The sequence below is a fragment of the Sinorhizobium sp. RAC02 genome (assembly GCF_001713395.1).
GTDB lineage: Bacteria > Pseudomonadota > Alphaproteobacteria > Rhizobiales > Rhizobiaceae > Shinella.
Genome location: NZ_CP016450.1, coordinates 1,325,601 through 1,339,054, shown reverse-complemented (window position 1 = coordinate 1,339,054; position 13,454 = coordinate 1,325,601). Strand labels below are relative to the sequence as shown.

General features: G+C 60.4%; 11 protein-coding genes and 1 pseudogene. 7 read left to right on the top strand and 5 right to left on the bottom strand.

Annotation, left to right across the window (positions count from 1 at the left end):
* The first annotated feature begins 40 nt into the window (after positions 1-40).
* Positions 41-958 carry a 50S ribosomal protein L3 N(5)-glutamine methyltransferase gene (prmB, locus tag BSY16_RS06350; RefSeq protein ID WP_083242842.1) on the top strand — a complete coding sequence of 306 codons (918 nt, stop codon included), beginning with the start codon at positions 41-43 and terminating at the stop codon, positions 956-958.
* Between the two features lie 108 nt (positions 959-1,066).
* On the opposite strand, the gene BSY16_RS32290 is transcribed toward prmB, so the two are convergent.
* From BSY16_RS32290 to BSY16_RS31355, 3 genes and pseudogenes are all read right to left on the bottom strand, one after another.
* Positions 1,067-1,243 (bottom strand): hypothetical protein, encoded by a 177-nt coding sequence (locus BSY16_RS32290; RefSeq protein WP_171902389.1) that lies wholly within the window; start codon positions 1,241-1,243, stop codon positions 1,067-1,069.
* Between the two features lie 1,027 nt (positions 1,244-2,270).
* Positions 2,271-2,617, bottom strand: a pseudogene (locus BSY16_RS06345) (EutQ-related cupin domain-containing protein).
* Between the two features lie 125 nt (positions 2,618-2,742).
* Positions 2,743-3,912 (bottom strand): alpha/beta fold hydrolase, encoded by a 1,170-nt coding sequence (locus BSY16_RS31355; RefSeq protein ID WP_083242840.1) that lies wholly within the window; start codon positions 3,910-3,912, stop codon positions 2,743-2,745.
* 231 nt (positions 3,913-4,143) lie between these two features.
* Here BSY16_RS31355 and BSY16_RS31895 point away from each other — a divergent pair, with 231 nt between their 5' ends.
* From BSY16_RS31895 to BSY16_RS06335, 3 genes are all read left to right on the top strand, one after another.
* The gene (locus BSY16_RS31895) at positions 4,144-4,659 is read left to right on the top strand and encodes a C39 family peptidase (protein WP_150129889.1); all 516 of its coding nucleotides are present in this window, start codon (positions 4,144-4,146) and stop codon (positions 4,657-4,659) included.
* 195 nt (positions 4,660-4,854) lie between these two features.
* Positions 4,855-6,828, top strand: a complete 1,974-nt coding sequence (thrS, locus tag BSY16_RS06340; protein ID WP_069058880.1) for a threonine--tRNA ligase — start codon at positions 4,855-4,857, stop codon at positions 6,826-6,828.
* Between the two features lie 73 nt (positions 6,829-6,901).
* Positions 6,902-7,738 (top strand): lysophospholipid acyltransferase family protein, encoded by an 837-nt coding sequence (locus tag BSY16_RS06335; RefSeq protein WP_069061411.1) that lies wholly within the window; start codon positions 6,902-6,904, stop codon positions 7,736-7,738.
* Between the two features lie 36 nt (positions 7,739-7,774).
* On the opposite strand, the gene BSY16_RS06330 is transcribed toward BSY16_RS06335, so the two are convergent.
* Entirely contained in the window at positions 7,775-8,623 is an 849-nt protein-coding gene (locus BSY16_RS06330; RefSeq protein ID WP_150129888.1) for a helix-turn-helix transcriptional regulator, read from the bottom strand.
* A gap of 389 nt (positions 8,624-9,012) precedes the next feature.
* Here BSY16_RS06330 and BSY16_RS06325 point away from each other — a divergent pair, with 389 nt between their 5' ends.
* Complete coding sequence (locus tag BSY16_RS06325; protein ID WP_069058878.1) at positions 9,013-11,070, top strand: calcium-binding protein; 2,058 nt, start codon at positions 9,013-9,015, stop codon at positions 11,068-11,070.
* 87 nt (positions 11,071-11,157) lie between these two features.
* On the opposite strand, the gene BSY16_RS06320 is transcribed toward BSY16_RS06325, so the two are convergent.
* The gene (locus tag BSY16_RS06320; protein WP_493104837.1) at positions 11,158-12,150 is read right to left on the bottom strand and encodes an RgsD C-terminal domain-containing protein; all 993 of its coding nucleotides are present in this window, start codon (positions 12,148-12,150) and stop codon (positions 11,158-11,160) included.
* Between the two features lie 99 nt (positions 12,151-12,249).
* On the opposite strand from BSY16_RS06320, the gene BSY16_RS06315 reads away from it, so the two are divergent.
* Together BSY16_RS06315 and BSY16_RS06310 are read left to right on the top strand one after the other, a co-directional pair.
* Complete coding sequence (locus BSY16_RS06315) at positions 12,250-12,834, top strand: nitroreductase family protein (protein ID WP_069058877.1); 585 nt, start codon at positions 12,250-12,252, stop codon at positions 12,832-12,834.
* Between the two features lie 4 nt (positions 12,835-12,838).
* Entirely contained in the window at positions 12,839-13,447 is a 609-nt protein-coding gene (locus BSY16_RS06310; protein WP_069061409.1) for a flavin reductase family protein, read from the top strand.
* Positions 13,448-13,454 lie beyond the last annotated feature (7 nt).

The window sequence follows — 13,454 nt, the reverse complement described above, 5'->3', positions numbered from 1 at the left end:
CGGTTCCGTCCAGAGGATTATAGCCGAAGCGAGGCCGCCGTTGACACAGGACGACATCACAACCGAACTCGTGACGCTGCGCGACTACTGGCGCTACGCGATTTCCCGCTTCAATGCGGCGGAACTCAGCTACGGCCACGGCACGACGACGGCAAGCGACGATGCGGCCTTCCTGCTGCTTGACACGCTCGACCTGCCGATCGACGCGCTCGATCCCTTCCTCGACGCCCGTCTGCTGCCGGCCGAGCGCAAGCGCATCGCCGAGCGCATCGAGACGCGGGTGACGACGCGCAAGCCGTCCGCCTATATTACCGGCCGCTCCTATATCCAGGGCGTGCGCTTCCATGTCGACGAGCGGGTGATCGTGCCGCGCTCGCATATCGGCGAAATCCTGTTTGCCGAATATCTCGGCGAAAACGGCTCGTCCTTCCTGCCCGATCCGATGGCGGTGGAAAGTGCCGTCGACATCTGCACCGGCTCGGGCTGCCTGGCTGTGCTGGCGGCGAAATTCTTCCCGAACGCCACGGTCGACGCGGTGGACCTGTCCGCCGATGCGCTGGAGGTGGCGGCGCTCAACGTCGCCGAGCACGATGTCGCGGGGCAGGTGAACCTTCTCGAAGGCGATCTCTTCGCGCCGCTCGCCGGCCGCACCTACGACCTCATCATCACCAATCCGCCCTATGTCGACCACGAGGCGCTCGACGGCTATCCGCCGGAATTCCGCGCCGAGCCGGAAATGGCCCATGACGGCGGCGTCGACGGGCTCGATCTCGTGCGCCGCATCCTGCACGACGCGCCCGCCTTCCTCAATCCGGACGGCGGCATGATCTGCGAGATCGGCTCGGGCCGGGAAATCCTGGAAGAGGAATTCCCGCATCTCGATTTCGTTTGGCTGGAAACCGCCGAATCGCAGGACGCGGTGTTCTGGATTTCGGCGGAAGCGCTCGGCGTCTCCTGATCCGCTGGATCATTGCCGGTGAAATCCGGTTCACCGGCATTGCACTAGCGTCCTGTTTTTGCCGCGTGTCTCCGACGCCAAAGCGATGCCGCTTCGACTGAAAGTGTTTTAGCGCCGGCCGCCGTGACGGCTGCGCCGGTGGCGGGGAATGACGACGACGGGGAACGGCCAGACGTCTGCGTCATCGTCGCTGTCCTCATCCGCGTCCTGCGCGTCGTCGATGTCGCCGGAGGCGGCGAACGCCGCCTGGATGCACCGGTTGAATTCGTCCAGAGCCTGCCCCATCCGTCGAAAGCTGGCTTTGTCGGTGACGCAGGGCGGCAGCGTGAGGTCGATGACGTCGGGGCCGCTTGCATCCTCAGGGTGCCAGCCGATGCAGCGCCGGGCGCGCCGGCACTGCGGCAGGCGGCAGGTGTGGAAGAAACCGGCCTGGCTCGCCGCGGCCTAGTAGACCGGCAGGCTGCTGCGGTCGATCGCAGGCTGCGGCGTCTTCCTCGTATCCGGCATCATCGGCACTCCCCAAAATCGCGCGCAGCCGAAAACGGCCCGCAGGTTGCCCATCGGGTTGGTGTGGCGTTTTCGTTTCGCAATTCCAAACACCTTGCTGGAATTGCCCTGGTCCGGAGAACCGCGCGAAAGCGTTGCCTCTGGAAGGGGTAAGTGGGTGGCTTCGCTTTCGCGCGGCCCAGGCGTTCTTCGGAGGCGGTCTAATCCTCCTTCAGGCATGGCAAGGCTTCGCTGCGCAGTGTCTTCGCATCGCCTTGTCCGAAAACCGCTTGGCACAGGTTTCGGGGGCATGCGTGGCAATGCTTGCATGGCGGACCCAAGCCGACCCCGCGACCCGGGGAAGGGGGAAGCCTCGCCCGCCGGGGACGTCACGCCCCGGCGCTCCACGCCTCTTTCGCCCCTGCCGTACGTTTCGGCCGGACACGAAAGCGCCTCCTCCCGCCCGCATCGACACGTTACGCGATCCGTCCGGCGGCGGAAGGAGGTTCAGGATACGCGATGGCCGGAGAGCGGGGAAAATCAGCCGTGAAATGTGCGGGAAATCAGCGCCTTCGCCGGCATTGTTTGCCCGTGGCGGGGCCGTACACCTCCCCCTTGAGGGGGGAGGTCGCCGCGCAGCGGCGGGTGGGGGTGACCCATCCGCACCGGCGTTTGTCGTCGAAAGGCCGCGTCACCCCACCCCGGAGCTTCGCTCCGACCCTCCCCCTCAAGGGGAGGGTGGGTGCCACGCTGTCGCCGCTTGCCCTCGCGCCGCGCCGAAAAACAGGTCGGTGGTGTCGGCAAGGGTGCCGCTCAATCCTGCTGCTCAATCGTGCACTGGCCGCAAGTGGGGATAGGTGACGAAGGCCGTCAACGCGCCGGCATCGGAGCGGATCGTCACCGCTTCGCCCTTCGGCATATAGACGATGTCGCCAGGGCCGGCCTCCAGCGTGCCCGCCTCCGTCGAGACCGAGAGCCGGCCCTCCAGAATGATCATCGTGTCGTCCACCGCCATGGTCTCCGTCAGGCTCTGGCCCGGCCCGTAGCGCCCGTAACCGATGGACACCGGCCCGCCATGCCGCTCGTCCACAACATTGCCGACGAGAATATCGGCATCCTGCCCCGGCGACTTTCCAGCGCCGCATCCGCGACCGTGAATTTCTGGACCTTCATGGTGTTCTCCCATTGTGTGTCTGGGAGGGAGGTAGTGCTGGCGTGGCGGGGTGCCAAAAGGGGGGGATGGAGGGATGGCACACGCGGGAGCCGTTGCCAGGAAATTCAAAGAGCTCTCTTTATAGTTATAATTCTGGCATGTTTGCAGAGCGGATTGGGCCATTATCGGCAGCTTGGTTATCCATCATTGGAGCAATGCTGACCGTGTATGAGAAAGGCAGCCAGGCGCCACTCCAAGCCCGCCGAAGAGACATCATTTCAGAACGCAAACCGCCTTCACTATAGCGAGCGACGAAATTTAGAATTTTGTAGTTTCCTTTTGCAAAACCGGGCGGGTCCGAAACTTGAGATGAGCCCGTAAGTTTCCGCGATAAGACTGTGCCCAGCTGTTCGCGTGTTTTGAACAACTCGTTAAATTCGTCAAAATCTGATACTAGGGTACGTTGTGCTGTTTCATCTAGCTGCTGCCAGGCGCCAGCATAATCCCCACGATCTACGGCTGCTAAAAATGTAGCGGCGACTCCATCAAAATCGGTTTTCGAGCTGAGACTAAAACTCGGGAAATTAGACTTGAGCCAAGACAAAAAGACTCGATGTTGTAAATCGTCCGGCCCCGACGGTGATGCGATCGTAAAATGATCAGAACCAGGGACTCGCAGGGGCTCGCCGAAATACCGAGTGGCTGATAGGGGTGGCACAACCTGTGTATTTGGAAAAAAAACGCGAGCAACAATCGGTAGATCTTCGTACAACTCCCTACCGACAATGCTGAATGGCGCGGCGTGGAGGAGGCTCTTGAAGTCCTTATCCAGATCGTTGAGCCAGACATTTCGTTGGGAGGCCACCAAAGACTCTAACTGCATATGATAATTTCGGCGAATAAGCCTGAATAGGTTCGCATAATGCGACCCGGTGGACGGACATGCCAACATAAACAAGCCGCATTTTGTTTGTCGCCCTGCCAACTCCAGGCTCTGTTTCACAAGGTATCTTCGAACAAGATTTCCGCCCATGCTGTGACAGATAAATATAATTTGCTTTCTCGTATCAACCTCATCAATTTTAAACATCTCCCGCATATAATCAACCGCGTCGCCAAGCGTGTATCCTGGGCGATTTATTTGGCTCTGGTACTCAAAAATATATACGCCAACCTGTTGAAGAAGCGATTCATTCAAAATTAACTCTGGCCAAAACGCTGTTTCAGATCTGAAAGCATTCTCATCGGAGTTGATTCCGTGCACAAATATTATAGCGGTATCTGAGGCGCTATTCCTGATCCACCGACTTTTCATTTCACACCTCTAAATGCGCGCAAGAAAACCAGTGCGTTTTCACGTATGGTTGCTATACTACTCTGCATTGTTTTCATGTAACTGAAAATGGGGAAGATAATGCGTCGGCGAAATTTCTTGAGGGGTGCAATTCCACTGGGTTTTTTCGCGTTGGCGCCACGTGTCGCAAACGCTTATACGCAGTGTATTCCAGACAATTCGGGTATGGAAATTTGCGAGTCAGGTATAAATTTGAGCAGAATCGCTGAGGCGTCGTCTGCACAATATTTAAATCAGTGGTGTTGGGCGGCCAGCATACAAATGGCGTTCGCCCATTATGGATATAAAATATCTCAAGATCGGATAGTCTCAGAAACCTACGGTGTTATTGCAAACATACCGGCAATCACTGGCTATGCAATTTCCAAAAATCTACAGCGTGATTGGGAAGATGATTCAGGAGATTCTTTCTTTGTCGAGATTGAGGGTCTTTATGATTTTGACGCAGGAATAACGGGAATTACCGACATTGACATAATCAATGCCCTTGATGACGAGCGACCGTTAATAATGGGAACGCAGAGTCATGCGGTTTTATTAGTTTCGATTGCATATTACAAAATGCCAACCGGCCCAATGATAGGAAACATCGGCGTTGCAGATCCCTGGCCTGGCGTTGGGATACGCGGTCCTTACTCACCTTTGGATTTTAGACCTATGCACCTGGGAGGAAATTTGCGCTATCTCTGCCTACCGCGAATTTCTTGATCAGAAGACCTATAGAGCTGAGCTTTATTTCGTCCTGTAAAAGCGCCGTTATTGCAAAGATCGGCTTGCCAGTTAATCCCTTCCAATCTAACCAAAATCCCCGTATACCGCCCTCCGCAACGCGCCGGCGCATCCGGCCACTTCCCCTCGCATACCACCCGCATTCGTTGGCGGGACTGGATAGGAGATTTTTAGATGTCTGCACCTGTTTCCCTGACTTTTCCCGATGGCTCCGTCCGCGAATACCCCGCGGGCTCGACGGGGCGTGATGTCGCCGAGGCGATTTCCAAGTCCTTGGCCAAGAAGGCGATTGCGATTGCGCTCGATGGCGAGCTGCGCGATCTCTCCGAGACCGTTTCCAACGGGCGGATCGAGATCGTCACGCGCGAGGACGACCGTGCGCTGGAGCTGATCCGGCATGATGCCGCGCATGTGATGGCCGAGGCCGTGCAGGAGCTTTGGCCCGGCACGCAGGTGACCATCGGCCCGGTCATCGACAACGGCTTCTATTACGACTTTGCCAAGAACGAGCCCTTCACGCCGGACGATCTGCCGAAGATCGAAAAGCGCATGAAGGAGATCATCCAGCGCAACAAGCCATTTACCCGGGAAATCTGGTCGCGCGACAAGGCGAAGGAAGTCTTTGCCGCCAAGGGCGAGGCCTACAAGGTCGAGCTGGTCGATGCGATCCCGGCGGGGCAGGACCTCAAGATCTATTACCAGGGCGACTGGTTCGACCTGTGTCGCGGTCCGCACATGGCCGCGACCGGCCAGATCGGCACGGCCTTCAAGCTGATGAAGGTGGCGGGCGCCTATTGGCGTGGCGACAGCAACAATCCGATGCTGACGCGCATCTACGGCACCGCCTGGCGCACGCAGGAGGAGCTTGACAGCTACCTGCACATCCTCGCCGAGGCGGAGAAGCGCGACCACCGTCGTCTCGGCCGCGAAATGGACCTGTTCCATTTCCAGGAGGAGGGTCCGGGCGTCGTCTTCTGGCACGGCAAGGGCTGGCGCATGTTCCAGACGCTCGTCGCCTATATGCGCCGTCGTCTTTCCGGCACCTATGAAGAGGTGAACGCGCCGCAGGTGCTCGACAAGTCGCTGTGGGAAACGTCTGGCCACTGGGGCTGGTATCGCGACAACATGTTCAAGGTGACCGTTGCCGGCGACGAGACCGACGACGAGCGCGTCTTCGCGCTGAAGCCGATGAACTGCCCGGGCCATGTGCAGATCTTCAAGCATGGCTTGAAGTCTTATCGCGAACTGCCTGTTCGGCTTGCGGAATTCGGCAATGTGCATCGTTACGAGCCTTCCGGCGCGCTGCACGGGCTGATGCGCGTGCGCGGCTTCACGCAGGACGATGCGCATGTCTTCTGCACCGACGAGCAGATGGCGGCGGAATGCCTGCGCATCAACGACCTCATCCTCTCGGTCTACAAGGATTTCGGCTTCGACGAGGTCGTCGTGAAGCTTTCGACCCGTCCGGAAAAGCGCGTCGGTTCCGATGCGCTTTGGGACCGGGCGGAAAGCGTCATGATGGATGTGCTGAAGCAGATCGAGGCGCAGTCCGGTGGGCGCATCAAGACCGGCATCCTGCCGGGTGAGGGTGCGTTCTACGGGCCGAAGTTCGAATATACGCTGAAGGACGCCATCGGCCGCGAATGGCAGTGCGGCACCACGCAGGTCGACTTCAACCTGCCGGAACGCTTCGGCGCCTTCTATATCGACCAGAACTCCGACAAGAAGCAGCCGGTGATGATCCACCGCGCCATCTGCGGCTCGATGGAACGGTTCCTCGGCATCCTCATCGAGAACTTCGCCGGGCACATGCCGCTGTGGATCGCGCCGATGCAGGTGGTGGTGGCAACCATCACCTCGGAGGCGGACGACTATGGCCGCGAGGTCGCCGAGCTGCTGCGCGAGGCCGGCCTGGTCGTCGAGACCGACTTCCGCAACGAGAAGATCAACTACAAGGTCCGCGAGCATTCGGTGACCAAGGTTCCGGTCATCGTCGTCTGCGGCAAGCGGGAGGCGGAGGAACGCTCCGTCAACATCCGCCGACTTGGTTCGCAGAACCAGACGGCGATGTCGCTCGACGAGGCGATCGCTTCGCTGACGCTGGAAGCCACGGCCCCGGACCTCAAGCGAAAGCTCGGCAAGGCCTGACGGTCTCGCCGCCTGTCTGAAAACTGTAATGATCCCGTGCTATCCGTGCGGGATTATTTTTTTGGGGAACACCGTGCGGTTCAAGGAACTCTCCTACGCCAACGAAAACGATCCGCGCCTCAAACGATGGTTCATCCGCTCCATGGAAGGTCTCGCCGGGCGTAACCGCTATGCCCGGATCTACGACACGTGGCGCCACTCCATCGTCGGCACGAGCGCGCGCGTCTTCGGCGACATGCTGGAACTGATCAATGTGCGCCTCAGCGTGCAGGGCTCCTGGCCGCCGCCGGACCTGCCGGAAGGGCCGGTCGTCATCGTCGCCAACCATCCCTTCGGCATCGGCGACGGCATTGCGGTGCTGGCGCTCGCCGAACAGCTCGGCCGGCCGTTCAAGGTGATGATCCACAACGATCTGCTGAAGGTGCCGGAAATGCAGCCCTATGCGCTGCCGGTGTCCTTCGAGGAAACCAAGGAGGCCCTGGCGCTCAACATGCGCACACGGGCGGAGGCGGTGCGGCTGCTCAAGGAGGGCACGACGGTGATCGTGTTCCCGGCGGGTGGCGTGGCGACGGCAAAGAAGGTTTTCGGCCGCGCGGAAGACCTGCCGTGGAAGATGTTTCCGGCCAAGCTGATCCAGTCGGCGCAGGCGAATGTCATTCCGGTGTTTTTCGAGGGGCAGAACGGCCGGCTGTTCCATCTGGCGAGCAAGGTGTCGATGACCCTTCGCCTGTCGCTGTTGATCCGAGAGTTCCGCCGGCTGTCCGGCTCGACCATCGCGGCGCGCATCGGCGGCATCATTCCCTGGGCGGAGCTGGATGCGGGCGACCGCAAGAACATCATGGCGCGGCTCTACGAGGCCGTGTTCGCCATGGCGCCGGCGCCAAAACCGTTTCTGCGCCGGGCGGGGTGAGGTTTCGCGCAATCTTCCTGAAGCGCCGGTCGGTGGTCAATTCCGGACGAGACGGATGAGATCGGACTGGCGGGCGACGCCGGTCTTCAGGAACACCGATTTCAGATATTGCCGCGCGGTTCCGACGGAGATGCCGAGGATCGCCGATGCGTCCTTCAGCGCCGCGCCGCCGCAGATCAGTGCCGCCAATTGCGATTCCCGCTCCGACAGGCCGAATTGCGCGGAAAATTCCTGCGCGTGAATCCGGCCGGATTTTTCAGGATCCGTGATGAGCAGGACGGCGGATGCCGTCGTTCGGAGCATATCCCCGCCGAGCTCCCTGCCGGGGAGGATTTTTACGGTCAGTGAAAGCCCGCGGTCCTGCGGCACCGACAAACGGTGCGGTGCCCCGGCGTAAGGCGCCTGGGACGAACCCGAAACGTCGGGATTGACGACATTCCTGATCGCCGCCTGGAGCTGGAGGTCGTGCACGTGGCTCGTTGCCCGTACATAGCCGTTGACGCTGGAAAGAGCCGCGGACGTGGAAAAGAGCCCGTCGGCTTCGCGGTTGATGAAGATGATCCGCCCGTCGCGATCGAGGAGAACGACAGCCTCGTCGATAAGATTGAGAATGCCGTAGCTCTGGGCCTCGCGTTCCCGGCTCGTTTCCAGCCGAAGCCGAATCTCATTGGCCTCGACAACGTGCCGGGCCAGGAGATTGATCGTCGTCAGATCCTGGTTGGAAAAATCGAGCCCTCGCTCGGCGGAACGGCAGATGAAGAGAATCGACGAGCCTTCCTCACCCAACAACCGGGTCGATGCCCCGAGGCCGCCATCGATGGGCCGCAGCACTTCTTGGTAGCTACGACTCATCGTCATGACTTGCAAGGGGATGATATCGGTCACGCGAAACGCCCCGTGGGCGGGCATGCTTTTGTATAGCGAGGCGGCAAATTCGCGCCGCCAGATCGTGCTCAAATAATCGAATTTAGGCGATGCGAGCCGGCTGCAAGCTACCGGGTCGTCGGGACCAGTTCTATCCTGGCGTGCTAAAATGACGTGCTCGGCTCCAACGGCATCACGCAGGACGTCGAGACCGCTTCGCGTATCTACCTCGCTCGCCCAAGCATAGATCGACTGGATTTTCTCCAGGACCAGTTCCGGTTTCATGCGAAAGTACTCACAGATGGGAATAGTGGGGTGGATTCCGTAGCGTTAATATCCCCGGATGAACAGGATTCCGCAAGACTTGTTTCAGCGATGACCGCTGTCGTGCAATCCGAGGAGAATATATCATGCCGGGCTACAGCACTGTTGAGGGTAACGATTTCGCCAATGTAATCGTAGGTCAATCTTGGGTCGTGACCAATTGGCAGACAGGTGCAGGTTACTACGACGACAACTACTGGTTCGACACGATCTACGGGTATGGCGGCAACGACAAACTATATGGACTGGGGGGCAATGACAGGCTCTACGGCGGCGACGGCGTGGATGAACTCTACGGCGGAAAAGGCCATGACCAGCTCAACGGCGGCGCTGGCAACGACATCCTGAATGGCGACGAGGGCGATGACATACTCAGCGGCGGCGGCGGCTATGACCAGCTCTTCGGCGGGGCGGGCTGGGATACGTTCTGGGGCGTGGACGGCCATAGCAGCGTCATGTGGGGCGGTGCCGGCGCGGACAAGATGTTTGGCGGCAGCGGCAGCGAGGAGATGTACGGGGGCGACGACGCCGACACCATGCGCGGCAGCTTCGGCATTGACACGATGTCGGGGGACAACGGCCATGACGATATGCAAGGCGGCGGCGACAACGACACGATGTCCGGTGGCCTGGGCAACGACCTGATCGCCGGGGATGCCGGAGCGGACACGATTTTCGGCAACGAGGGTAGGGACAACCTGTCGGGCGGGAGCGGCAACGACACCATCTGGGGTGATGGCGCATACTTCATCGCCGAGTCCAACTACTATCACAATGACATTATCGACGGCGGTACAGGTAACGACATCATTTACGGTGGCATTGGCCTGGACACCATCAAGGGCGGTACGGGCAGGGACACTGTCTATGGTGGCACCGGGGACGACGTCATCGATAGCAGTGATGGCGACGGTGGATTGGTTCTCATTCTGGGTGCCGACGATTCTTTCTATGGCGAGGATGGTAACGACACGATCTATGGCAGAAACGGCAACGATTTCCTCTATGGCGGCAACGGCAACGACTACTTGAGCGGCGGCCAGGGAAGCGACCGGCTTTCGGGCGATGCCGGCTTTGACACGATTTATGCCGGAACCGGTAACGATACGATGGATGGCGGCTCCGAAAACGACAACCTCTATGGCGAGGAGGGCGCGGATAGCATCCGTGGTGGCACCGGAAACGACAATGTCAACGGAGGTGCTGGAAACGATGCCCTGTGGGGCGATGCGGGCAATGATGGCGTCTACGGCAAGGAAGGCGACGACCAGATCTGGGGTGGCGATGGTAATGACGACATGTGGGGCGATGCCGGAAACGACATCCTCAGAGGCGGCATAGGCGATGACGTCCTGCACGGCAACGACGGTGACGACATCCTCTTCGGTGACCAGGGAACCAATACGATCTACGGCGAGAACGGCAATGATCGCTTTATTGCAAGTGACGCGATCGACCACATGAATGGCGGCGCCGATGTGGATACGCTTTCCTTCTCGGCCTATCTCTCCGTGGCGGTCTCCGTTGATCTCGCCGCAGGCAAAGGCCTTGCAGGCCAGGCATTGGGGGACACCTATGTCGGCATCGAGAACGTCGTCGGCGGCTGGGGTGGAGACAGGCTTGTCGGTAGCGCCGTCGCCAACAAGCTTCTCGGCGAGAAGGGCAACGACACCATTTTTGGCGGTGGCGGGAACGATAGGCTCGAGGGCGGCGACGGCCACGATGGCATTCGTGGCGATGCAGGCAACGACACACTGTACGGCGGGGCGGGCAATGATGCCCTCAGGGGCGGTGTGGGGCAGGACATCGTCTTTGGCGGCAGCGGGGCCGATGTCTTTTTTTATGTCAGCCTGGATGAAAGTGGTATTACTGCTGCAACGCGTGACATCGTTAGAGATTTCAGCCGTGCGGAAGGCGACCGCATCAATCTTTCCGGGATCGATGCCTCGGAAACGGCAAATGGAAATCAGGCATTTACGTTCCGTGGCACAAACGCCTTCACCGGAGCGGCGGGCGAACTGCGTTACACAGCCAGCGGAGGTGATGTCTACGTCTCTGGAGATACCGACGGGGACAAGGCGGCTGACTTCTCGATCCTGTTCGACAACATCACAAGCCTCGCTGCCTCGGACTTCCTTCTGTAAACCAAGCGTGGCGGCGGTGGGCTGTTGCGCGGCAACGGCACCACGGCTGCGCGAGGCTGCAACCCGGCGCGGGATTTCTCCGTCGGGTCAGTCGACCACGTCTTGCGCGGCCGCCTTCTCATCGTTGGCGTTTTCGTCGAGCAGCACTTCGACATCCGTGTTGACACCGGCTTTTACCGTGAAGTCGCGCTGGTAGATGCGGTTCTTGTTTCGCGCCACCGCGATGTAGCTGCCTTCGGCCAGAACAACCGTCGGGAAGGCGCCGACGCTTTCGCTGACGGTGTCGCCCGAGGAGGTGAGGATCGACCAGGCCGTGTCGGCAATCGCCTCGCCACCGGGATCGGAGACGAGTTTCAGCGTGAGTTTTGCGGCGCGGTGCTGGATGGTCGCGCGCGTGAGTTTACCGGCCTCGACCTGGATGTCGGCGCGGATCACGGCATTGACCGAGCCATAGTCCGAAACGACATGGTAGGTGCCGGCGTTGAGGCGCACGACGGAATTCGGCTTCACCTCGGCGACCACGAGATTGCGCTCGCCGTCCTCGCGCACTTCGGCGGCGAAGATGGAAAAGCTCAGCTCTTTCGGCGGGATGCGCACGTCCGAGCCCGAGACAGCGTTCAGCATGATGCCGCCGGCATCAAGCACCATGACCTGCTTGTCGACATCTCCGGATTCGGGAACGAGCAGCTTCTTGGTGGCGCCCGCGCGGCCGAAGGCGACGTTGACGAAATATTCGCCGGGCACGAGCTGGAAGGCGGCCGTGCCGCCCTCGGAGGTGGCCAGCAGCGGCAATTTGCCATCGGCCGCCGGGATCGGCGAGAAGACGCGCCAGGTCAGGCCATGCTGCATCGGGCTGCCATCCTTGGTCAGCAGCGCCTCGCAGGTGATGTCGCGCAGGTTTTTCGGTGTCGCTTCGCCCGTTACGATCGGATTGAACGAGGTCAGCTTGCTGCCTTTCAGCGGCGTGGTGACCTGGGAGAAACTATCGACCGCATCCTGCGCACGAGCCGGAACAAACGACGAGACGAGGCTCGCCATGGCAAGGCTCACGGCAATGGCGGGATGGATCGGCATGCGCATGGGGATGGTTGACTTCCTGACTGTAAGGCTCCACTTGAAGACCCGGCTAATGGCATTTTCAAGGCCGCGCCCGCGGCACGTTATTGGAACTCCCTCCCGATGAAAACCGAAATCAAGCTGATCGATTATCTTTCGACCCGCCGGTCGATCCCTGCCTTCCAGATGGGCGAGCCCGGCCCCTCGAAAGCGGAGGTCGAGGAGATGCTGACGCTCGCCTCGCGCGTGCCGGACCACGGCAAGCTCGCCCCCTGGCGCTTCATCGTCTATCGCGGCGAGGAACGCCGGCGCATCAGCGAGGAGCTGGCAAAGATCGCCATCGGTGACAGACCGGACCTGTCCGACGAAATGGTCAAGGTGGAGAATACGCGGTTGACCCGCGCGCCCGTCGTGGTCGCCGTCGTCAGCCGTGCAGCACCGCATTTCAAGATCCCGGAATGGGAGCAGCTGATGTCGGCCGGCGCCGTCTGCCTCAATCTTGTGATGGCCGCCAACGCGCATGGCTTCGCCTCGAACTGGCTGACGGAATGGTATGCCTTCGACGCACGCGCCTATGCGATCCTCGGCGTGAACGAAGGCGAAAAGGTCGCCGGCTTCATCCATATCGGCACGCCGACCGTACCGCCGACCGAACGGCCGCGGCCGGAGCTTGCCGAGATCGTCACATGGGTTGGCGATGACGCCTGACGCGTTGTTCTACGAGACAGCGCAAAACGCGCACGGCCTGAAGCACGATCCCTTCAAGGCGATCGTCGCACCGCGGCCGATCGGCTGGATCGGTACGAAGGCGGCGAATGGGGGGCTGAACCTGTCGCCCTATTCGTTCTTCAATGCGATCAGCGACAGGCCGAAGCTGGTGATGTTTTCCTCCAGCGGCCACAAGGACAGCGTGACGAACATCGAGGAAACCGGCGTCTTCACCTGCTCGCTGGCGAGCCGGCATCTCGCCGAACAGATGAACCTGAGTTCGGCCACCGTGCCGCGGGAGGTCGATGAATTCGACCTCTCCGGCTTGACGCCGGTGACCGGTCGCCTGGTCGATGCGCCCTATGTCGGCGAGGCCTATGCGGCACTGGAATGCCGGGCGACGCAGATTCTGCGGCCGGTCGATATCGAAGGCCGGGAAACGGACAACTGGGTGGTGTTCGGCCAGGTCGTCGGCATCCATATCAGCCCGGAAATCCTGCGCGACGGCATGATCGACATGGCTGTCGCCCGTCCGCTCGGCCGGATGGGCTATATGGATTATACCGATGGTGGGGCGGATGTCTTTGCCATGACGCGGCCGAAGGTGGGGTGAGGGGATC

Bases quoted from the DNA above. Each gene is read 5' to 3' on its own strand.
- BSY16_RS06315 (WP_069058877.1), top strand. From the start codon at position 12,250: ATGAAAACCGAAATCAAGCTGATCGATTATCTTTCGACCCGCCGGTCG.
- BSY16_RS06325 (WP_069058878.1), top strand. From the start codon at position 9,013: ATGCCGGGCTACAGCACTGTTGAGGGTAACGATTTCGCCAATGTAATC.
- BSY16_RS31355 (WP_083242840.1), bottom strand. From the start codon at position 3,912: ATGAAAAGTCGGTGGATCAGGAATAGCGCCTCAGATACCGCTATAATA.
- BSY16_RS32290 (WP_171902389.1), bottom strand. From the start codon at position 1,243: ATGGGGCAGGCTCTGGACGAATTCAACCGGTGCATCCAGGCGGCGTTC.
- BSY16_RS06320 (WP_493104837.1), bottom strand. From the start codon at position 12,150: ATGCGCATGCCGATCCATCCCGCCATTGCCGTGAGCCTTGCCATGGCG.
- thrS (WP_069058880.1), top strand. From the start codon at position 4,855: ATGTCTGCACCTGTTTCCCTGACTTTTCCCGATGGCTCCGTCCGCGAA.